The 20,063-nt window shown below is 66.0% G+C and carries 24 protein-coding genes and 3 tRNA genes; 9 read left to right on the top strand and 18 right to left on the bottom strand.

What is annotated here, in order from left to right:
* Window positions 1-11: 11 nt before the first annotated feature.
* On the top strand, window positions 12-218 hold the full coding sequence (locus tag FHS31_RS01190; RefSeq protein WP_167071219.1) for a DUF2283 domain-containing protein: 207 nt from the start codon (window positions 12-14) through the stop codon (window positions 216-218).
* Here the strand turns inward: FHS31_RS01190 and FHS31_RS01185 are convergent.
* Window positions 215-1,333, bottom strand: coding sequence for a M14 family metallopeptidase (locus tag FHS31_RS01185; protein WP_167071217.1), 1,119 nt, complete (start codon window positions 1,331-1,333; stop codon window positions 215-217). The genes FHS31_RS01190 and FHS31_RS01185 overlap by 4 nt on opposite strands.
* Complete coding sequence (locus tag FHS31_RS01180; protein WP_167071215.1) at window positions 1,330-1,920, bottom strand: DUF4136 domain-containing protein; 591 nt, start codon at window positions 1,918-1,920, stop codon at window positions 1,330-1,332. Before FHS31_RS01180 ends, FHS31_RS01185 begins: the two co-directional genes overlap by 4 nt.
* Before the next feature lie 147 nt (window positions 1,921-2,067).
* Here FHS31_RS01180 and ykgO point away from each other — a divergent pair, with 147 nt between their 5' ends.
* Complete coding sequence (ykgO, locus tag FHS31_RS01175; RefSeq protein WP_003046794.1) at window positions 2,068-2,193, top strand: type B 50S ribosomal protein L36; 126 nt, start codon at window positions 2,068-2,070, stop codon at window positions 2,191-2,193.
* A gap of 1 nt (window position 2,194) precedes the next feature.
* Here ykgO and FHS31_RS01170 read toward each other — a convergent pair whose 3' ends face one another.
* Both FHS31_RS01170 and pyk read right to left on the bottom strand, forming a co-directional pair.
* Window positions 2,195-2,803 (bottom strand): serine acetyltransferase, encoded by a 609-nt coding sequence (locus FHS31_RS01170; protein ID WP_208408481.1) that lies wholly within the window; start codon window positions 2,801-2,803, stop codon window positions 2,195-2,197.
* A 19-nt stretch (window positions 2,804-2,822) separates the two neighbouring features.
* Window positions 2,823-4,277 (bottom strand): pyruvate kinase, encoded by a 1,455-nt coding sequence (gene pyk / locus FHS31_RS01165; RefSeq protein WP_279587869.1) that lies wholly within the window; start codon window positions 4,275-4,277, stop codon window positions 2,823-2,825.
* A 175-nt stretch (window positions 4,278-4,452) separates the two neighbouring features.
* On the opposite strand from pyk, the gene FHS31_RS01160 reads away from it, so the two are divergent.
* A tRNA-Gly gene (locus FHS31_RS01160) sits at window positions 4,453-4,527 on the top strand.
* A 139-nt stretch (window positions 4,528-4,666) separates the two neighbouring features.
* On the top strand, window positions 4,667-5,146 hold the full coding sequence (locus FHS31_RS01155; protein WP_167071211.1) for a hypothetical protein: 480 nt from the start codon (window positions 4,667-4,669) through the stop codon (window positions 5,144-5,146).
* A gap of 32 nt (window positions 5,147-5,178) precedes the next feature.
* On the opposite strand, the gene FHS31_RS01150 is transcribed toward FHS31_RS01155, so the two are convergent.
* The 8 genes from FHS31_RS01150 to ccmC form a co-directional block, all read right to left on the bottom strand.
* Window positions 5,179-5,919, bottom strand: coding sequence for a Crp/Fnr family transcriptional regulator (locus FHS31_RS01150; RefSeq protein ID WP_167071209.1), 741 nt, complete (start codon window positions 5,917-5,919; stop codon window positions 5,179-5,181).
* A 98-nt stretch (window positions 5,920-6,017) separates the two neighbouring features.
* Complete coding sequence (locus FHS31_RS01145) at window positions 6,018-6,659, bottom strand: tetratricopeptide repeat protein (protein WP_167071207.1); 642 nt, start codon at window positions 6,657-6,659, stop codon at window positions 6,018-6,020.
* A complete protein-coding gene (locus FHS31_RS01140) occupies window positions 6,656-7,030 on the bottom strand; it encodes a cytochrome c-type biogenesis protein (RefSeq protein ID WP_167072011.1) in 375 nt (124 codons plus the stop codon). The genes FHS31_RS01145 and FHS31_RS01140 overlap by 4 nt, the downstream gene beginning before the upstream one ends.
* Window positions 7,031-7,128: 98 nt before the next feature.
* The gene (locus tag FHS31_RS01135; protein WP_167071205.1) at window positions 7,129-7,659 is read right to left on the bottom strand and encodes a DsbE family thiol:disulfide interchange protein; all 531 of its coding nucleotides are present in this window, start codon (window positions 7,657-7,659) and stop codon (window positions 7,129-7,131) included.
* A complete protein-coding gene (locus FHS31_RS01130) occupies window positions 7,656-9,650 on the bottom strand; it encodes a heme lyase CcmF/NrfE family subunit (protein ID WP_167071204.1) in 1,995 nt (664 codons plus the stop codon). Before FHS31_RS01130 ends, FHS31_RS01135 begins: the two co-directional genes overlap by 4 nt.
* The gene (gene ccmE / locus FHS31_RS01125; RefSeq protein ID WP_167071202.1) at window positions 9,647-10,078 is read right to left on the bottom strand and encodes a cytochrome c maturation protein CcmE; all 432 of its coding nucleotides are present in this window, start codon (window positions 10,076-10,078) and stop codon (window positions 9,647-9,649) included. Before ccmE ends, FHS31_RS01130 begins: the two co-directional genes overlap by 4 nt.
* A complete protein-coding gene (locus tag FHS31_RS16550; protein ID WP_279587862.1) occupies window positions 10,079-10,210 on the bottom strand; it encodes a hypothetical protein in 132 nt (43 codons plus the stop codon).
* A 10-nt stretch (window positions 10,211-10,220) separates the two neighbouring features.
* Window positions 10,221-10,937, bottom strand: coding sequence for a heme ABC transporter permease CcmC (gene ccmC, locus FHS31_RS01120; RefSeq protein ID WP_167071200.1), 717 nt, complete (start codon window positions 10,935-10,937; stop codon window positions 10,221-10,223).
* A 91-nt stretch (window positions 10,938-11,028) separates the two neighbouring features.
* Here ccmC and FHS31_RS01115 point away from each other — a divergent pair, with 91 nt between their 5' ends.
* On the top strand, window positions 11,029-11,946 hold the full coding sequence (locus FHS31_RS01115) for a DMT family transporter (RefSeq protein WP_167071198.1): 918 nt from the start codon (window positions 11,029-11,031) through the stop codon (window positions 11,944-11,946).
* 216 nt (window positions 11,947-12,162) lie between these two features.
* On the top strand, window positions 12,163-14,478 hold the full coding sequence (locus FHS31_RS01110) for a hypothetical protein (RefSeq protein ID WP_167071197.1): 2,316 nt from the start codon (window positions 12,163-12,165) through the stop codon (window positions 14,476-14,478).
* A gap of 16 nt (window positions 14,479-14,494) precedes the next feature.
* On the opposite strand, the gene FHS31_RS01105 is transcribed toward FHS31_RS01110, so the two are convergent.
* A tRNA-His gene (locus tag FHS31_RS01105) sits at window positions 14,495-14,571 on the bottom strand.
* Window positions 14,572-14,755: 184 nt separating this feature from the next.
* Between FHS31_RS01105 and FHS31_RS01100 the strand changes: the two genes are divergently transcribed.
* Window positions 14,756-15,535: a sulfite exporter TauE/SafE family protein gene (locus FHS31_RS01100; RefSeq protein WP_167071196.1), complete on the top strand. Its 780-nt coding sequence runs from the start codon at window positions 14,756-14,758 to the stop codon at window positions 15,533-15,535.
* Window positions 15,536-15,665: 130 nt separating this feature from the next.
* On the opposite strand, the gene pyrF is transcribed toward FHS31_RS01100, so the two are convergent.
* The 3 genes from pyrF to FHS31_RS01085 all read right to left on the bottom strand — a co-directional run bounded on the left by pyrF (window position 15,666) and on the right by FHS31_RS01085 (window position 17,461).
* Window positions 15,666-16,340 (bottom strand): orotidine-5'-phosphate decarboxylase, encoded by a 675-nt coding sequence (gene pyrF, locus FHS31_RS01095; protein WP_167071195.1) that lies wholly within the window; start codon window positions 16,338-16,340, stop codon window positions 15,666-15,668.
* On the bottom strand, window positions 16,340-16,633 hold the full coding sequence (locus FHS31_RS01090; protein ID WP_167071194.1) for a hypothetical protein: 294 nt from the start codon (window positions 16,631-16,633) through the stop codon (window positions 16,340-16,342). Before FHS31_RS01090 ends, pyrF begins: the two co-directional genes overlap by 1 nt.
* Window positions 16,634-16,705: 72 nt before the next feature.
* Complete coding sequence (locus tag FHS31_RS01085; RefSeq protein ID WP_167071193.1) at window positions 16,706-17,461, bottom strand: queuosine precursor transporter; 756 nt, start codon at window positions 17,459-17,461, stop codon at window positions 16,706-16,708.
* A 56-nt stretch (window positions 17,462-17,517) separates the two neighbouring features.
* Between FHS31_RS01085 and FHS31_RS01080 the strand changes: the two genes are divergently transcribed.
* Window positions 17,518-17,594, top strand: a tRNA-Arg gene (locus tag FHS31_RS01080).
* A 186-nt stretch (window positions 17,595-17,780) separates the two neighbouring features.
* Here FHS31_RS01080 and FHS31_RS01075 read toward each other — a convergent pair.
* Together FHS31_RS01075 and FHS31_RS01070 are read right to left on the bottom strand one after the other, a co-directional pair.
* Complete coding sequence (locus tag FHS31_RS01075; protein ID WP_167071192.1) at window positions 17,781-18,515, bottom strand: class I SAM-dependent methyltransferase; 735 nt, start codon at window positions 18,513-18,515, stop codon at window positions 17,781-17,783.
* A 62-nt stretch (window positions 18,516-18,577) separates the two neighbouring features.
* Window positions 18,578-18,988: a GFA family protein gene (locus FHS31_RS01070; protein ID WP_167071191.1), complete on the bottom strand. Its 411-nt coding sequence runs from the start codon at window positions 18,986-18,988 to the stop codon at window positions 18,578-18,580.
* A gap of 72 nt (window positions 18,989-19,060) precedes the next feature.
* Here FHS31_RS01070 and FHS31_RS01065 point away from each other — a divergent pair, with 72 nt between their 5' ends.
* Window positions 19,061-19,702, top strand: a complete 642-nt coding sequence (locus FHS31_RS01065) for a TetR/AcrR family transcriptional regulator (RefSeq protein ID WP_167071190.1) — start codon at window positions 19,061-19,063, stop codon at window positions 19,700-19,702.
* Window positions 19,703-20,063 lie beyond the last annotated feature (361 nt).

The raw sequence follows: 20,063 nt of genomic DNA, 5'->3' as shown, positions 1-20,063 counted from the left end.
AAAGTCCGGTTATGAAACTGCACTACTATCCCGAAACGGACAGCCTCTATATCGAGCTCAAGCCCGATGCCGGCGCCGAGACGCGCGAGATCGCTGACGGCCTCAATGCGGATTTCGCTTCCGATGGCACAATCGTGGGACTGGACATCGATCGGGCATCGCAGACCCTGGATCTCTCAACCTTGGAGACCGGGTCGCTACCGCTACGCGCAGCCTAAAGCCTATCGATCACCTGATGCAGCGCGCCGATGCAGTCGGCGCCCAGCCGCATCGATCGCTCCGCCGACCAGCCAAATTCGGGATCGGGCAGGTCGTCATTGTCCTTGAACGGCATTTCCAGCGTCATCGCCACCGCGCCGAAGCGATTCGCGAGCTGGTTGGTGGACATGGTGAGGTTGGCGGTGCCGGGGCTGGCCTTTGCATAACCATGCTTCCGCTGGAAATCGGGTGAACGCGCGGCGAGCGTTTCGGCGTACAGACCGAAGAGTTCGCCCTGCCGGTCGGTCCAATTGGGAATGCCCTCGAACCCCGCCAGGAAGACATAGGGGATCGCCTCGTCGCCGTGGATGTCCATTGCGAAGCTGACGCCGGTCTCGTCCATGCGGTTGCGCACCGCAAGCACCTCGGGGCTGCGCTCGGGCGTCGGTTCGTGCCATTCGCGGTTGAGGTTCACGCCGGCGGCATTGGTGCGCAGGTGGCCGCGGCGGGAGCCGTCGGGGTTCATGTTAGCGATGATGTGAAACGTCGCCTCCCGGCGCAGGACGCGCGCGGCGGGATCGTGGAGGTCGGTCAGGCGGGCGAGCGCGCCCTCCATCCACCATTCGGCCATCGTCTCGCCGGGATGCTGGCGGGCATAGAGCCACACCTGCTTGCTTCCCTCGCCCAGCGATAGATAATCCATCTCCTGCCCATCGAGCGTCTGGCCGAGCGATCGGTAACTGACGCCCGGCTGTGCGGCCGTGCGCGCGATCAGATCGTGATGCCGCTCCATCGAATAAGGCGCGAAATAGGCGAACCAGAGCGTGTCGCTGGCCGCCTGATGCCGGATCGAAAGGACGCCGTCGGCATAATGCGTTTCGGCCTGGCGCCAGGCGATTCGGTCGTCCGAAACCCGCGCCCTATATCCCGGCCAGCCGCCGGGATAGGCCGCATTCGCGCCATTCACGATATCCAGCTGGAGCGCCTGCCCCTTGGCGCCGGTGACGCGGAAGTAGAACCATTGGTAGAAATCGGACCGGTGATCGGGGACGATCTCTAGCCGGGCCTGCGCGCCATCGACGCCGACGACACGGATATTACCCGTGTCGAATCTTGCCGAAATCCGTACCGTCATTTTACGGTCACGGTTTGCCCCGATGCGCCCGGGAAGTCCTTGAACAGCGCGGTGGCAAGCCGCCTTACCGTCGCGGTGGGATCGGCTTCGGGCGACCCGGCCCGCGCGGCGGTTTCGGCGCGGCCTTCCCACACCACGGAGGCGTCCGAGCGCCGTTTTATCTGGACGATTAGCCGGGTCATGACGATTTCATCGCTCTTCGCGTGCCCGATCGGGAAGGAAATCCCGCCGCCGACGCCGCCGTGCCAGCCGTAATTGCCACCGCCTATACCAACCGTGACCGGCGCGCTACGCGCAAGCCCCTCTCGCGATCCCCGCTCGACGACGATCGCGGCGACCTGCTCCGAAGTCGCAAGGCCCGGCGCCTCGCTGAAGCCCAGCCGCGCGAGTTCGGCGCCGACGATAGAAGCATAAGTCTGGAATTCGAGACTGCCCTTGTCAGCAGGCCGGATCGGTTCGACCGCGATCTGGCCCGTTGCTACGCGCTGATCGAGATGAAAGCGCGTGACGTGCGTTTCCGGCGTGGTGGTGCAGCCCGCCAAAGTCAGCGCGGCCAGCGCGCCGGCGATCAGGAACCCGTTCTTCATTCTCTCGCTCCCAGAAACTTACTTATTTCGGCAACGCCCCATCCAGCTCTTGGATGCAAGCCATCTCTTGCTTGACTTGGGCGACGCCGATCCGTAACGGCCACGGCTCATTAAAACCTAAAGATTTGAAGGCAGGCGTTACCGGCCATGAAGATTCGCAATTCGTTGAAGTCGCTCAAGGACCGGCATCGGGACAACCGCGTGATTCGCCGCCGCGGCCGCACCTACGTCATCAACAAGACCAACCGCCGCTTCAAGGCGCGCCAGGGCTGATCTAGCCGGCGCTGACCGGCGCCGCTGGCCGTTCCGCTAATTCAACCGCCTGCGAAGCCGGCTTCGCAGGCACGCCGAAAACCGTCGTGCCCGGCGCAACGTCAGCGATGACCAGCGCGCAGGCTCCGACCACGGCATCATCGCCCAGCGTGATCTTGCCGAGCAGCTTGGCGCCCGTGCCGACATCGACATGGCCGCCCAGCCGCGGCACCCCCTCGCCGCGGAAGCCCAATGTCACCTGCTGCATCAGCAGACAGTTGGGGCCGATCACGACATCGGGGTGGATCACGATCCCGTTGGGATGCGGCATCAGCAGCCCGCCGCCGATTCGCGTTTTGAGCGGGATGTCCGCGCCCGTCACCACCGACCAGAAGCGATAGCGGAGCACCGCCCATTTTCTGTAGAGCTGCGTGTGAAGCGCACGACGCCCGGCGACCCGCTGATAGTCGCGGATCGTTTTCAACAGCTTGCGCGACGGTTGCCATTCGAACAGGCCGACCGCCTCGCGCGACCAATCGGGAACCGTCGCGGAAACGATCGCGGACGCAACGGCAGGGGGGTCGATCGCGGTCATCGGCGCCACGCTATCATCGACTGCGTCGATAAGCACCTGGAATGACGGTTAACCGTCACTGATAGCCGTCCAGTTCGCTCCCGGTCAGCCGCTGGACCATCAGGACGTTGGTCGATCCCGGCGTACCGAACGGAACGCCTGCCATGATGACGATGCGATCGCCCGCCGCCGCCAGCTTGTGCCGCAGCACCATGCGCTTGGCTTTGGCGACCATTTCCTCGAAATTGCCGACCTCGCGCGTCTGGACGGCGTGCGCGCCCCACAGCAGCCCGGAACGGCGCGCCGTCGCCAGCTTAGGCGTGAGCACCAGCAGCGGCACCGCGGGCCGATCCCGCGCAATCCGCCGCGCCGAGGATCCCGACATCGTAAAGCAGACGATCGCGCGCGCGCTTACCGTATCGGCGATGTCACGCGCCGCCTGGCTGAGCGCATCGGCGGTGGTGGCATCGGGCAACGTCTCTGTGAAATGGACGCGCGCGTTGAAGCTGGGATCGCTTTCCACCGCCAGCGCGATGCGGTCCATCATCGCAACCGATTCTTCGGGCCATGCACCCGCCGCGCTTTCCGCCGAGAGCATCACCGCATCGGCGCCGTCATAGATGGCGGTCGCGACGTCCGACACCTCTGCGCGCGTCGGCGTGGGCGCGACGATCATCGATTCGAGCATCTGTGTGGCGACGACGACGGGCCGCCCCATGCGCCGCGCGGTAGAGACGATACGCTTCTGCGCCAGCGGCACCTGCTGCGGCGGCAGCTCGACGCCGAGATCGCCGCGTGCGACCATCACCGCATCCGCCAGCTCCAATATCTCCTCCAGCCGATCGAGTGCCGCGGGCTTCTCGATCTTCACCAGCAACGAAGCCTTGCCGCCGATCAGCCGCCGCGCCTCGGCAACATCCTCGGGCCGCTGGACGAAGGAGAGCGCGATCCAATCAGCCTGCTGCTCCAGCGCGAAGCTCAAATCACGGCGGTCCTTCTCAGTCAGCGCCGCCATCGGCACGACGACATCGGGCACGTTCAGCCCCTTATTGTCGGACAATGGCCCACCGACCTCGACGCGGGTCTCGATCCGGTCGTTGCTCACCGCCAGCGCGCGCAGCACCAGCTTGCCATCGTCCAGCAACAGCCGCGCGCCCACTTCGAGCGCCGCGAAAATCTCGGGATGCGGCAGGCGGACCCGGGTGGCATCGCCAGGAATATCGTCGCGATCAAGGGTAAAGGCAGCGCCCGTTTCCAGCACCGCCCTGCCGCCCGCAAACTTACCGACGCGCAGCTTCGGGCCCTGCAGATCGAACAGAATCGTGCTCGGGCGGCGGGTTTCCTTTTCCAGCGCGCGGATCGCCGCTATCAGCGGTTCTTTATCAGCATGGGCGCCATGGCTCATGTTGATGCGGAAGGCATCGGCGCCCGCCACCATCAGCTTGCGGATCATCTCCGGAGAGGAGGACGCGGGGCCGAGCGTGGCAAGCACCCTCACTTTCCGTCCTCTGGGCACGGTCTTGACTGCCAAAGGGGCTCTCTCGCTGTGCGGCTGGGCGTAGCGCCCCGTATGCCCGCTTGCCGCCAGGATGCAACCCACGAGCGCCGGCATGGCGCCTCCGCGAAAAAGCGGACTTGCCGCGGCGAAAAGCCTTCGCTATCAGCCCCCCTCCCCGAGGGGCTCCGCCTCTCGATCGACACGCCGAGCGGGCGTAGCTCAGGGGTAGAGCACGACCTTGCCAAGGTCGGGGTCGAGGGTTCGAATCCCTTCGCCCGCTCCAGCGTATCGCGCACCCGTTGCGATTCGCCGGTATCCATGCCACGCCTATGGTCGGCGTCGGCCCCAAGCGGGCGCGAACGCCGGGGGAATGTGACCGACACTTTGCATGACATTGCCCGATCAGGCCGGCGGGGGCACTGATGGATCTTCATGTTCTCGATCAACGGCTGCGGGCGTTCGAGAAGAAGCTCAACCGGTTCGAAAAATATCTTCGATCACCCGACTTTCGGACCGGGCGGCTGATTATCGCGGGCTGTATTTTGCTCGGCCTAGCCGCGGTGGGCGCTTATTACGGCTATCGCTATCTCAGGCTTTCCAACGAGCGCGTGGATCGTATCGATAGCGCACTCGCCACCAACTATCCCTCCTATGAATCGGATTACTGCCACTGGCTGCACAGTGATCAGGACGGCTATACCAATTGTCTCCGCGACGAGCAGAAGGCTTTCATCAAGTTTGAAGCGGCCTGGCATCGCAGCCAGCCGGTCGCCGCGTTGCGAGAACAGATGATCGGCTGCTTCAACGGCGCACAGAACCAATATGGGATGAGCTGGAAAACCGCGGCCGACTGTTCCGAACTCACCAATGATCTGCCGGAGGACCGGCCGCCGGGCAACTGAAGGGGATGCCCTTCGCGAGCCGATATAATCTGTCAGCGCGCGGTGCGGTCGAGGTAGAGATAGCGCGGATCGAAGGAGGCGAGGCGGATCAGCCCGTCGAGATCGCCGATCTCCACCCGGCCCGCGCGAAAATCGAGCAGCCCCGCCTCCCGCATCTGGCGGAGCGTGCGGTTGACGTGCACCGGCGTCAGCGATGTCGCATCGGCGAGATCGATCTGCGTCAGCGGCAGAGCATAGCCCGAACGATCAGCGAGACCCACCACCTCAAGCCGCGCCCGCAGTTCACAGAACAAGTGCGCCACGCGCGCCATCGCCGATCGGCTGAGCGAGGCGATCCATTCGCGATGGATCGCGGCATCCACGGTAGTCGCGAACCACAGCATCCGGGTGAGGTGGGGCTCGCTGTCGGTGATCTCGCGCAATTGTTCGTGCGGCACCACAGCAAGCCGAGCGGTCGTCAGGGCAACGACATCGTGATCGAGATATTTGAGCGCGAAAGCATGCAGGTCCACGAAATCGCCAGGTACGTGGATCGCGAGGATCTGGCGCCGGCCATCCAGCAAGGTGCATTGCCGCGATACGAAGCCGTCGATCAGCAATTTGCTGACGTCCAGCGGGACGTGGGCGCGGCAAACCGTGGCGCGGGGCGCGAAACTCTCCATCCGTGAAACCGCGCCCGCAAGACGAACGGCCTCCGAGTCAGTAACCTCGTCGGATCGCCGCAATCTGGTCAGGAGCGAGGCAGTCACGCCGCCCGATGCCTGGTCAGTCATTATGGATAACAGCCCCGCTACTGCCCGATACTCTTCTATTCTAGGTATCTGACGCAACGCCAATGGAAGCGGCGCGGAACAAAATCCATTGATCCGAGTTAAGGACCGATTTTTCCATCATTATTTCGCAGCGACTGAACCAGCATCAACCTTTCGGCCACGACCGATCGCCATGGAGCATCCTGCGGGGCCTCCATCAGCAGACGCCGCCACCGCGTCATTCCCGCATCGACATTGCCAGAAAGCACCTCAGCCAATCCAAGGAAATAGGGCGGCGCGGGGTGGCCGGGCCAGAGCTGCGCCGCGCGCTCAAACGCAAAGTAAGCGGCGGGCGTCACCTGACCGTCCGCATAATGCACGAGCGCGTTGCCAAGGCCAATCCACAGCATAGGGCTGCGCGGCGCCTGGGCGATCGCCCCGCGCAGCACGCCCACGGCATAATCGGGATCACCGTTGCGGATGAAGGCATCGGCGGTATCGAGCACCTGCGCCTCGGGCCCGACACTATCCATCCAATCGTGCCGCTCGTCCGCGAAGGCGGTTTCGCCGGGCTTGCGATCCTGCAGCGCCTCACCGGGGTGTCCACCGAGACCGGGACGCCCCTGCCAACTATAGCCCGCCGCGGCCACCGCGACGGCCGCCGCCGCGAGCATCAGCAGCCCGCGATCGAGCCGCACCCGCCACGCCAAAAGGCCGAGCAACGCGATCGCCAGGACGAGGAAGATCAACCAGCCGATCATCGCCGCCGCCTCAGCCGCCCCGCCACCAGCGCGCCGCCCGCGACGAGGAACAGCACGGGAGCGGCCCACAGCAGCCAGGTGGTGCGATCGATCGGCGGCGCGAAGCTTACCCAATCGCCGTAGCGGGCAATCAGGAACGCGCGGATCGCCTCGGGGCTTTCGCCCGCTGCGATGCGCTGGCGCACGAGGCTGCGCATATCACCAGCGAGGTCGGCATTGCTGTCGGCGATCGACTGCCCCTGACAGACAAGGCAGCGTAGCGTTTCCATCAGCGCTTTGGCTTTGGCTTCCTGCGCGGGATCGGGCAGCTGGACGTTGGCGAGCTGGGCGGCGGGCATGGTGCTGTCGGCGTATAGCGGCACCGAGAGCATCAGTGCTCCGGCAAAGGTCGGAGCCAAGAACCACAAGCGATGCGCCCGATTATCCAACGCTCCGGCCTTCGCCGGAGCACGGCAGAAAATTGCCGCCCTCACGACGCCGTCTTCAGCGCGGCGAGCAAATCGCCCACCTCGCTATCGGCGATCGGGCCGATCTTCTGGTAGCGGATCACGCCCTTGCCATCGACGACGAATGTCTCCGGAACACCCGATCCGCCGAAATTGATCTGGACGCGGCTGTCCGGATCCATGCCGATCTTCCGGTAAGGATTGCCATAGCGGGCGATGAACGCACGCATGTCGGCGGGCCGATCGCGGAGCGCGATGCCGAGGATCGGCGCGCCCTGCGCCGCCAGCGCCTGCAGTTGCGGCGCTTCGGCGGCGCACGGCACGCACCAGCTGGCGAAGAAATTGACGAGATGCGGTTTGCCGGTGGCGAGATCGGCCGCCGATAGCCCCGAGATATCCGTGCCGATCGCGGGCAGCGCGAAGCCGGGCACGGTGATGCCGATCATATGCGAGGGGACGAGGCGATCGTCGGGCTTGCGCAGGCCGAGCACGAAGCTGGTCGCCAGCCCGATGAAGATCGCCAGCGGCAGCCAGAGCGTCAGCTGCCGCTTCATGCCCAGACCTCAGCCTTGCGGAGCTCGTTGCGGCGTTCGCGCAGCAGGCGGCCGAGCAGGCTCAACACACCGCCGATCGCGACCAGCGCCCCACCCGCCCAGATCAACGTCACGAACGGCTTCCACCACAACCGCACCTGCCACCGCCCCTCGCCCGCCGACGCGCCGAGTACGGTGTAAAGCTGGCCGTCGAGCACGGTCTGGATCGCGGTCTCGCTGGTCTGCGTGCCCTGCGTCCAATAGGTGCGCGCGAGCGGGTGAAGCTCGTAAGCGGCACCGGCGCCGCGCTTGACGGCCAACGTCGCGTTGAGCGCCGTCCAGCCCGGCCCGAAATCGGGCGCGATATTGGCGAGTGTCACGCGATAAGGCCCGATCGCCATCGTCTCGCCGACGCGGGCCGCGACGAGACGCTCCTGCGTAAAGGCGCTATCGCTCGCCATCCCCGCCAAGGCCACGGCGATGCCGAAGTGGGCGATCACCATACCCCAGGTGTGGAGCGGCGTGCGGCGCAGGTTGCGGCCCCACAACGGCGCCAAGCTCGCCAGCCCGACGCCGGCCGCGACGGCAAGACCCAACAGCGGCCAGAGGCCGATCGCCGGGTGCAGCGCCTTCACCGCCACCAGCGCCACAATCAGCACCAGCGCGGGCACGATCAGTCGTCGCGCGATGATCCCGAGTTGCTCGCGCCGCCACCGCATCATCGGGCCGGCCGCCATCACGATCAGCAGGAGGAGCGCCAGTGGGCCGGCGGTGGCGTTGAAATAGGGCGGGCCGACCGAAATCTTGTCGCCGAACGCCTCGACCACCAGCGGATAGAGCGTGCCGATCAGCACGATGCCGAGGATTACCGAGAGGAGCAAATTGTTGATCACCAGCGCACCCTCACGGCTGACGACATCGAAGCGCGAGCCTTCCCGCACCGTGCCGACCCGCAGCGCGAACAACGCCAGCGCCCCGCCGATATAAAGGATCAGGAGCGCGAGCAGAAAGCTGCCCCGCCGGGGATCGACAGCGAAGGCGTGAACGCTGGTCAGGATACCGGAGCGCACCAGGAAGGTGCCGATCATGCTCATCGAGAAAGCGACGACCGCCAGCATCACCGTCCAGGCGCGCAGGCCATCGCGCGTCGCCAGCACGGTCACCGAATGGAGCAGCGCCGTCGCCGCCAGCCATGGCATCAAAGACGCATTCTCCACCGGATCCCAGAACCACCAGCCGCCCCAGCCGAGCTCATAATAAGCCCAATAGCTGCCCGCGGTGATGCCGATCGTCAGGAAAATCCACGCGCCCAGCACCCACGGCCGCATCGCACGGGCGAACGCCGGGCGGACATCGCGCGTCACCAAGGCACCGATCGCGAAGGAGAAAGCGATCGAGAGGCCGACATAGCCGATGTAGAGCGTCGGCGGATGGAAGGCCAAGCCGGGATCTTCGAGCAGCGGATTGAGCCCCTGCCCCGCCGGCGCCGCCGGATCGAGCCGGGCAAAGGGGTTCGAGGCGAACAGCAGGAAAGCGTAGAAGCCGAGCCCGATTACCGCCTGCCCGCCGAGCGTGGCGATCAGGGTCCGCTCTTCCAGCCGCCGCTCGATCAGCGCGACCGCCGCCCCGCCGACCGCCAGGATCGACACCCACATCAGCATCGATCCCTCGTGGTTCCCCCACGTGCCGGAGAAGCGGTACATCAACGGTCGGCCGACGCCGTCATTCTCGACGACCAGCTTCACGGAAAGATCGACGGTGATGAAGACGGCGATCAGACAGGCGAAGGCGAGCGCCGTCAGCACCGCCTGCGCGACGGCGACGGGGCGGATGAGCCCACTCAAACCCCGTTCGTCCCGAGCAAAGTCGAGGGACGTGCCGCCGGGCGCGGTGTCGAACGTGTCTCGACTTCGCTCGACACGAGCGGAAAGAGAGAGAACCGCCGCCACCAGTTGCAGCGCACACAGCGCCGCGCCCAGCCACAGCGCGGCAAGGCCCGCCTCCGCAATCATTTCAGACTCTTCGTTTTGTGCATCGCGCCCGCGACCTGCGGCGGCATGTAGCGTTCGTCATGCTTGGCCAGGATCTGGTCGGCCATGAACAGACCGCTCGCATCGAAACGCCCATCCGCCACCACGCCCGATCCTTCGCGGAACAGCGCGGGCACGATGCCCGAATAGCGCACCGGCACGGTCGCCTGGCCATCGGTGACGAGGAAGCGGATCGTCACGCCGTCGGGAAAATGCTGGATCGATCCCTTCGGCACCATGCCGCCGAGCCGTATCGCTTTATCGGGCGGCAGATGATCGCGCACCGCATCGCCCGGCGTGTAGAAATACGCGGCCTGATCCTTGAGCGCCGACATCGCGAGCAAGGCGGCGCCGATGACCGCCGCCACCGCCAGCAACGCCAGCGTCAATCTCTGATTCTTGGCCTTCACCTAACGGTCGCGGAGCGCATCCGCCCTCCGCTCGGCGCGGCGCAGCGCGGCGATGGACCACAGCGTCAGCACCACAGTCCCGACGCCGGCCACGGCATAAGCCGCCAGCACGAAGGCCCAGCCGCCAATCATCGAACGGCGCTCATGCCGCCGCCATCCGGCGCAGGCGCGCCTCGACCTTGGCATCGGCGAGGAAGGTCCGCATTCGCATCAATACGATGCTGGCGAACAGCAAGGTAAAGCCGAAGAAAGCCAGCGGCAGCGGCCAGAGCAGGCTCTTGTCGATCGACGTGCCGGTCAGGCCGATGCTCGATCCTTGATGCAGCGTACTCCACCACAGCACCGAGAAATGGATGATCGGCAGGTTGACCGCCCCGATGAGCCCGAACAGCGCGGTGAGGCGCTGGCCGCTCTCCTCGCGCCCTGCCGCCTGCGCCAGCGCGATATAAGCCAGATACAGAAAGAACAGGACGAGCATCGAGGTCAGCCGCCCGTCCCACACCCACCAGGTGCCCCAGGTCGGCCGGCCCCAGATTGATCCGGAAGCGAGGCAGATCGCGGCGAACACCGCGCCCGGCACCGCCAGGGCGCGCGCCGCCACCGCCGCCAGCGGATGCCGCCAGACCAGTTGCAGGAAACTCGCCGCCGCGATCCCGCCCCAGCCCGCCATGCCAAGCCAGGCCGCAGGCACGTGAATGTACATGATCCGCACCGTCTCGCCCTGCAGATAGTCCGAGGGCGTCACCGTCAACCCGCCGCCCAGCGCAATCAGGATCAACAGCGCACCGCTCCACCCGAACCAGGCGGTCAGCGGGCGGGCGAGGGCGATGAAGCGGGCGGGATTGGCGAAGCGGTGCATGTGGTTGCGGCAGTCGATAAACCACGATGCGGCTGCTGGAAAGTGCGGCTCGTCGCTTGCCCCGCCGCGTGGTGCGCGCCAAGGCCTCCTCATGCTGGCCGCTCCCCCCCCTGCCGAACGTCCGTTGCTCGGGGTGGCGCTACGCTGCCTGACCGCGACGAGCTTCGCAGTCATGGGTGCCTTTATGAAATATGCCAGCGATCGGGGTGCCACCGTTGACGATCTGATCTTCTACCGCAGCGTCGGCGCGCTGCCGGTCGTGGTCGGATGGGCGCTGCTGCACGGCGGCGCCGCGGCGGTCCGCACTCGCCAACCGCTCAAGCACCTGACCCGCTGTTGCATCGGCCTCGTCTCGATGGTGGCCGCGTTCGGCGCTCTGGCGCTGCTGCCGATCGCGACGGCGGTTTCGCTCTCCTATTCATCGGCGATCAGCGCAACCGTGCTCTCCGCTTTGGTGCTGCGGGAAGAAGTCGGATCGCGGCGCTGGATCGCGGTGGTCGTCGGTTTCCTCGGCGTGCTGCTCGTGACGCGGCCCGGCGGCGGCCACGTTTCGACCTTCGGGGTCATCATCGCGCTGTTCGCCTCGCTCGGGCAGGCGGCGGTTGCGATCACGCTACGCCAGATCGGCAAGACCGAAAGCCCGAGCGCAATCGTCTTCTGGTTCACGCTGTTCACTACGGCCGCCGCCGCGGCGGCGCTGCCGTGGCTCGGCGTGCGGCACGGGCCCGGCCTGACCATGATCCTGCTGAGCGGCGGTGTGCTCGGCGGAATCGGCCAACTGGCATCGACCGCATCCGTACGCTTCGCACCCGTCGCGGTGGTGGTGCCGTTCGACTATCTCCAGATCATCTGGGCGACGCTGATCGGCTGGTTCCTGTTCGCAACACCGCCGACCGCGACGATGCTGGCGGGCGCGGCGCTGATTGCCGCCAGCGGCATCTACACCGCCTATCGTGAACGACAGCGCGGACTGATCCCCGCCGAAGCTGCGATGGTGCCGGAACCGTAACCCTCGGCGATCCGCTCGCATCTTTGTACATTCTGCAGCCATCCAGCGCCTCACAAGGCGCGGGTCAGCGACCGGGCCGCATCATCGCGGCGGATGTCGGGTAGGGCGACAGTCACGGGATCGAGTGTGACAATGAACAAAGGCTCCGCGACCGGGGTGACGGGCGCGGTATCACGGGCGCTCCCTCCGGCGCTTCTCCTGGTGGGCGCCCTCTGCGTGAGCGCAGGCGTTCCGACCGCCGCGATCGGGGCAGCGCCGCCGGCGAGGGGCAATCCCCTCGAACCCGAGCCCAGCGTGCCCAATTCGCTGCAGGACGATATCATCGTCACGGCGCGGCCGCATACCGACGTCCACACCGAAATCCCGCCCGAGGTCAGCCTCAACAACGTGGTGATCCAGTCGCTCGGCGCGGTCGACCTGACCGAGGTCTTCAAGGAGCTCGCGCCCGAACTCGGCACCTCGCCCGCGGCGCCGGACGAGCAAAGCCGCGCCCCGATCGTGCTGGTCAACGGCCAGCGGATCGCGGGCTTCTCGTCGATCAAGGATTTCCCGCCCGAGTCGGTCGCGCGGATCGACATCTTCCCGGATACGGTCGCGCTGCAATATGGCTATGGCCCCGGACAGCGGGTCGTCAACGTGGTGCTGCGAGACAATTATCGCGCCCTGACGCTGGTCGGCCGCTACACCGCCGCGCCGGAGAATTGGCACAATATCTACCGCACCAAGATCGATCTGATCCGCATCGGCGAGACCTCGCATTGGAACGCGGGGCTGGATTTCAGCCATCAGGATGCGCTGTACGCGGGCACGACGGTCGCCGCGCCCGGCGCGGTTCCCAGCGGAACGCAGATCCCTAATCATACGCTGGCGAGCCAGACCGATCACCTGACCGCCGCCGGCACCGTCAACCGGATGATCGGCGCGACCAACGCCGAACTCAACGCCTCGCTCGATCTCGATTCGGTTCAGAGCCGGCCGGGCCTGTCGCAGATCGACGCCGATCTGCTCACGTCGCAGGGTCTCAGCGATCTGATCAGCGGCCCCTATCACCGGCTCGATCAGACGGTGCATGCCGGCACCAGCCTGACGCTGAACGGCAAGGCCGCGCGCTGGCGCTGGTCCGCGATCGGCCGGCTCGACGAGACCACGCGCGAGACCCGCACCACCAGCGCCTTCGGCGACGGCGGGCTCGATACGATCCTGCTCCCCTCCCCCGGTTTGCTCGGCGACCGCTGCGCGACGCTGGCTGCGGCGGGTTGCGTATCGACGACAACGCGGCGGGCAAGCGGCGACTTCTATCTCAATGGCGATCTCGGGTCGCTGCCGGGCGGCGCGATCACCGCGGCAGTGCGGACGGGCTTCGCGTTCAGCGACATCCGCAGCGTCTCCCCGCAACAGGCGGCGGTGCTAAGGCGCGATGAGGGGAGCGCGCAGGGCAATCTCGATTTCCCGCTCACCTCACGCGACTCGCCAATCGGCAAGCTGACCGTGGGCGTCGATGGCGCGGCCCACCCGGTAAGCGCGTTCGGAACGCTCACCGATGTCGGCGGCACATTCGATTGGCAGCCGATCCGGGCGATCGATTTCCTCGCCTCCTACAGCCACGGCACCCAGGCGCCGACGCTGCTGCAGCTTGGCCAGGCGGCGCTGACCACGCCGGATCTGCGCGAATATGATTTCGTGACCAGCGGCACCGCGATCGTCCAGCGCACCGAGGGCGGCACCACCAATCTCATCGCCGGCAATGCCGATGTGATGAAGGCGCGGCTCCAGGCCAAGCCCCTTCCGGCGGCCAACCTGACGCTTTCTGCCGAATATACGCTCCAGCGCGCTCACGATCCGGTCGTCAGCGTGACGGCGGTGACCGCGGAGACGATGGCAGCCCTGCCCTCGCGCTTCACCCGCCGGAACGGCAATCTCACCGCGCTCGACGTCACGCCCATCAACGCCGCGCGGCGCAGCAGCCAGCAAATCCGCTGGGGCATCAATTACGCCACCGGCTTCGGCAGCTATTGGCCCAATAAGGACGGCAGCCCCTCCACCCGCCGCGATCAGTTCCAGATCGCGCTCTACGATACGTGGGGGCTCCAGGATAAGATCCGGCTGGTCGATGGCCAGCCGACGCTCAATTTGCTCGACGGCGATTTCATCAGCGATACCGGCGGCACCCCTACCCATCGCGTCGAGCTGCAGACCAGCATTGCGACGCATGCGATGAGTCTCGACGTCAGCGGCGTTTGGCAGACGCCGACCAGCGAGCATGATGCGCTGAACCCGGCCAACGATCTCACCTTCTCCAACGGGATCACGCTCAATCTGCGCTGGCAGATCAATCTCGCCGATCAGCGCTGGCTCACGCACCTGTTTCCGCGCATCAAAGGCAACCTCAATCTTTCAGCGGATAATGTGCTGGGCGCGCGCCTGCGGGTCCACGATCGCCTCGGCAACGTGCCGTCCGCCTATAGCGAAGCCTATCTGAACCCCACTGGCCGCACGTTCCGCATCACGCTGCGCAAACGCTTCCGTTCGTAGCCGTTTTTGGGGGAAATGGGGCGGATGACGGGACTTGAACCCGCGACCCTCGGTACCACAAACCGATGCTCTAACCAACTGAGCTACAACCGCCACAAGCCCGCCCCGAGGGGCAGGCGCGCGCCATAGAGGGAGAGGCCGAAGCGGGTCAAGGCCGCGGTGCGGGCGCGGGCGACAAGCCGAGCTTCATGCCACGCAAGCAAACAGTCGCCGCCGCCCGCTGGCGCAGCCAGCCGCCGCGTGGCAATCCAAGCGCATAAGGCGCCAGGGAGACGGCATGGATTGGTTGTATCCGCTGGCGGGTGCCTTCGTCGGGCTGGCGGTCGGGTTGACGGGGGTCGGCGGGGGATCGCTGATGGCGCCGATCCTGATCCTGCTGTTCGGCGTCACCCCCGCGACCGCGGTGGGCACCGATCTGTGGTTCGCTGCGCTGACCAAAACGGTGGGCGGCGTGGTCCACCAGCGCCACGGCGGGCCTGACTGGAAGATCGTCCGCCTGCTGGCGATCGGCAGCCTGCCCGTCTCGGCGCTCACCGTCTGGTGGCTGTCGCGCGCCGATTTCCATCAGATCAAGAGCGGCACGATCATGCACGGCCTCGGCGCGGTGCTGGTCGTCACTGCGATCGCCACGCTTTTCAAGGCACCGATCCATCGCTGGGCAACCGGCGCGCGGACCACCGCGATCAAGGCCTCGCCCTGGCAGCCCGCCGCCACGATCGGTGCTGGCGCGATCCTGGGCTTCCTCGTCACGCTGACCTCGGTGGGATCGGGCGCGCTGGGCGCGGCAATGCTGCTGACGCTCTATCCGTTCCGGCTTTCGGCGCGGCGGCTGGTGGGGACCGACGTCGTCCACGCCGTACCGCTGACCTTCATCGCCGGGCTCGGCCATTTCTGGATCGGCAACGTCAATCTGACGATGCTGGGGGAGCTGCTGCTGGGATCGATCCCCGCGGTGATCGTCGGATCGATCCTGACCCACAAGCTGTCCGATACCTGGGTGCGCCCGATCCTCGCGGCGATTTTGGTATTCGCGGGATACAGGTTGTTCGTGGCCTAAAATCCTCCCCAGCTTTCGCCGGGGAGGGGGACCATGCGCAGCATGGTGGAGGGGAGTCCGCCGTTACGCTTTTCCCCTCCACCACCGCCTTCGGCGGCGGTCCCCCTCCCCACGAAAACGTGGGGAGGATCTATAAGGTCGCTGCGATCGCCCTCAGCGCCGCATCCGGGTCCTCGGCCTTGGTGATAGGCCGTCCGATCACCAATATCGACGCGCCCGCATCCAGTGCAGCGCGGGGAGTCATCACCCGTTTCTGATCGCCGATCGCGCCGCCTGCTGGGCGGACACCGGGGACAACGAAGAAGCCATCCTTCCAGAGCTTGCGCGCCGCCGCCACCTCGAAGCCCGAGCACACCACGCCGTCGAGCCCAGCCTCCCGCGCCAGACCCGTCAGCCGCGCGACCTGCTCATGCGGATCGGCGGCCACGCCGATGCTGTCGAGGTCGTCGCCATCGAGGCTGGTCAACACGGTGACGGCGACCACCTTGGTGCCCGGCGATGCGGCGGCCTTGGCATCTTCCATCATCGCCCGCCCGCCGGCGGCATGAACGGTGAGGACCGCGGGTTCGATGCCGTGCAGCGCCTGCACCGCGCTCGCCACCGTGTTCGGAATATCGTGCAGCTTTAGATCGAGAAAAATCGGCAGGCCGAGCCCCGCCATCTCCCGCACGCCCACCGCGCCGTTGGCGCAGAAGAATTCGAGGCCCAGCTTGAGCCCACCGGCATGGCCCCGGAGTTTCTGCCCGATCGCCAGCGCGCGGGCGAGATCGGGCGTATCGATCGCGACGAAAATGCGGCCAGCCATCAGAATGTATCCGATAGCGGCGGCTCCGCGATGGAAGCCGGCGTTGGAGGCGTGACCGGCATCACGGTCTCCAGCGCGGCCACACGCTTGGCGGTCTGCCAGCGATGCGCGCGGTGCCAGATGTAGAGCGGCACGAAGCCGATGAGGAAGGCGATCAGCAGCAGCAGCGGCAGCTTGGAATCGGCCTGAAGCCCGCCCCACAGGTTGATCGTCACGGTCGTCCAATTGTTGACCGAAAAGACGACCACCACCACCGTCACGACGATCCAGAACAGCGTGCGCAGGAAGTTCATGGCGCCAAGCTTAGGTTGTATCTCGGATCAAGGCCATCCCCTCCAAAGCGGGGCGATCCCGAAGGCACGCCGTCAGGCCTTGAGCGTGAAGGGCGAGAAATTGGTGCGCTCGTCGAACACGTCGATGCCCTCGCGGCGCTTGAGGAAGCCAACCACCGCATAGGTCACCGGCGTCAGCAGCACCTCCCACGCCACCTTGAGCGCCCATTGGGTGAGCAGCACCTGCACCACCAGCCCGCTCGTCCAGCCCACCGCGCCCAGGAAAGCGAGCGGATAGAAGACCAGGCTATCGATGCCCTCGGCCACCACCGTCGATCCGATCGTCCGCGTCCACAGCATCCGCCCGCCCGTCCAGACCTTCATCCGCGCCAGCACGAAGCTGTTGGCGAATTCGCCGATCCAGAAAGCGACGATCGAGGCGAAGACGATGCGCGGCACCTGGCCGAACACCTGCTCGTACGCCGCCTGCCCCGTCCAGGTCGGCGCCGGCGGCAGCGCCACGACGACGAAGCTCATGAAGGCCATGAACAGCATGGCGCCCAACCCCGCCCAGATGCAACGCCGCGCCCGGGCATAGCCGTAGACCTCGGTCAGCACGTCTCCGAGCAGATAACTCAGCGGAAAGAACAGGATGCCCGCGCCGAACGGCCAGGCGCCGATGATCGGCAGATGCACGATCGCCACCTTGCCCGCGCCGATGACGTTGGACAGCAGCAGGATGGTGACGAACCCCACCATCGCGAAATCGAAATAGCGCAGCGATCGCCCCTGCAGCGCATTGGCCGCGATCGCGACGGTGCCGTGGGCGGGTTTGGGGAGAGTGTCCATGCCACCAGACTATCGAGGTTCCGCTCCTAAGCAATCCACGCTATCGGCTCCCGTGGGCGCCCGTAGCTCAGCTGGATAGAGCACATGCCTTCTAAGCCTGTGGTCGCTGGTTCGAATCCAGCCGGGCGCGCCAAATACCGCCGTGTGCCGCCGTTCATGCTTCGGCACCGTCGCTGATACGCCAGCGTATTAGCGTCGACGGCCACTGTCGGACTGAAAGTTCGAATGGTTCCTGCGCGGACCGCGTTCTTGCCGGTGTTTATGGTTGCTCCAGCATTTCAGCGCTGCCGCGCGGCCTTCGCTCAATCCTGGTCGACGCTCATTTCACTGGCAGTTCGGCGATGATCTCGGCCGGCCGGAAGCTGCCGCTGCTGAGCGCGCCGATGATCGACGAACGCCAGCCGCCATTGTCCGCCCGGCGTTCAACCAAACCTGTCTTCCGCAGCATCGCACGATAGGCCGTATGGTACTTGATGTCAGCGAGAAGGATCAGCCCGCCCGGTTTCAATACCCGCACCATCTCGCCCACCGCTTGCGATCGCTGGGCATCGGTAGGCAGGTTGTGCAGAACCCAATGCGACATCACCAGATCGAACGACTGAGCGGGGAACGGCAACTCGCGCGCGTCGCCGGTCCGGATCGACACGCGGTGGGCGACGCCCTCGATCCGCGCGTTGCGGAGCGCCGCCTCTGGCGCGTTCGCCGACTGATCCTCGGATCGCCAGAGATCAACGCCGTTCGCGTGGCCGGACGTAAGGCGTCGGGCCGCTTCGATGAGCAGGAGCCCGCGACCGCAGCCGACGTCGAGCACCTGTTCGGCGCCAGACCAGGGACGGAAGCGAGTAGCGAGGTCGAGGAGGCGCTTGCGCGTGCGCAGTTTCCCGACCCGGCTGCCGTAGGTCATATAACAGGCCATGCCCGAGCCGTAGAGCCCGACCAGCAGTAGAAAAATCCTGGTCACCCGAATCGCCGCGGGAAGGTTCCCGGCGGAATGAGCAGCGACGATCGAAAGACCGATGCCAGCCCCGAGCCCGATCGCGCCGACCGTTGCCATCGCGCGCCGGACACCTGGCGCGTCTATACCGTAATCAGCCTGTTCGCGCACGCCGAGCGCGGTCAGACGCCGGAAGCCATGCCGACGAAATCGTGCAGGCCCGCGACAGGACGATCCCACTTCGTCGCCGCAGCGACATACATGTTCACCTGCGGATTGACGGCTGTCGGATCGTCGAGCGTGCCAGCGCGCAGCAGGGCAAGCCCCGGCAGCCCGGAGGGCCGGGTGAACAGCGTCGTCGCGCAAACCGGGCAGAAGACGTTCGTGATCGTCTCGCCGCTGTCGGCGGGCTTCACGAACTCGCGCGTTTCGCCACGGACGGTCAGTGTCGCCTCCGGCACCGCGACGGCTGTGATGTGGCCAGTGCCACTTTCGCGGCGGCAGTCGCTGCAATAGCAGTTGCCCATGAACACCGGCGACCCAACCGAACTGAACGTCACCGCGCCGCACAGGCATCGACCTTCGAACGCCATTTCCTGTCTCGCTTATGTTCGTGAACGATACCGTTCACTAACTCGATCCGCGCGCGCCGGTCAATCCTTTCAATGAAACGGCCGGTGAATCTGAAGCGGGCGGGCGGGCGGCCGAGCGACGCCGCGAAGGCTGTCGCCATCCTCGATGCCGCCTGGTCGCTGTTTCTGGACCGCGGCATCGCAGCGACCTCGATCGAGTTGATCGCGCGGCGGGCCGGCGTCTCCAAGGTGACGCTCTACCGCCATTATGCCGATCGCGCCGCGCTGTTCGAAGCGGCCGTGCTGCGGGAAATGGAGCGTATCGAGGCGGCGCAGGTGATCGGGGCGCCAATGCAGGACGCCGACCTAGCCGGGGCGCTGCGCGCCTTCGGCATCGGCATCATGTCCTTTCTCGCGAGCAAGCCGGCGGTGGATTTCTATGCAGTGGTCGCCGGCGAGCTTCGCCGCCACCCCGATCTGGCGTCGAGCTTCTATCGATTGGGGCCTGGCCGGACCCACGCGAACCTCATCGCGCTGCTCGAACGAGCGCAGGATAGCGGCCAACTAGTCGCCATCGACCCGGCTACCGCAGCCGAAGAGTTGTTCGGGCTGTGGCAAGGATTCAGCAACTTCCGCTTCGCGCTTGGCGTGGAGATCGATGCCTTTCATGCCGATCTGGTCGACCGCGTCGACCGTGGCGTGGCGCTGTTCCTCCGCGTCTATGCCAAAGGATAGCTGGCACAGCGCCGTACTGCGTGGGCGGGCAGAGCGCAGCGGTAATCGGCATCTCTAATAGAGGAGCAACTGCGATGAATAGATGTCAGACATATCCGCGCTGGCGCGCCACAAATGCCGTATGCACTACGCCACGGATCTCTGAAGATTTGACGTGTCGGCGCACGGGCGGCGGCGCTGCCGGCGTAATTGATCCGGCATAGCTCCGACGGCGGGGCGGAACGGCAGACAGCGGATTACGGCGGCGTCAGACGGCTCTAGGGCAGTACGAACGGCGAAACATATTCGTTATGTTTATCCAGCCGGGCGCGCCACCTACCGCAGTCTGCCGTTCCAACGCCGCCCCGGCTGCGCGGACGGC

Source organism: Sphingomonas vulcanisoli (assembly GCF_011761305.1).
Lineage (GTDB): Bacteria > Pseudomonadota > Alphaproteobacteria > Sphingomonadales > Sphingomonadaceae > Sphingomonas_I > Sphingomonas_I vulcanisoli.
The sequence above is the reverse complement of the archived record's forward strand: the minus strand, read 5'-3'. Positions and strand labels throughout refer to the sequence as shown.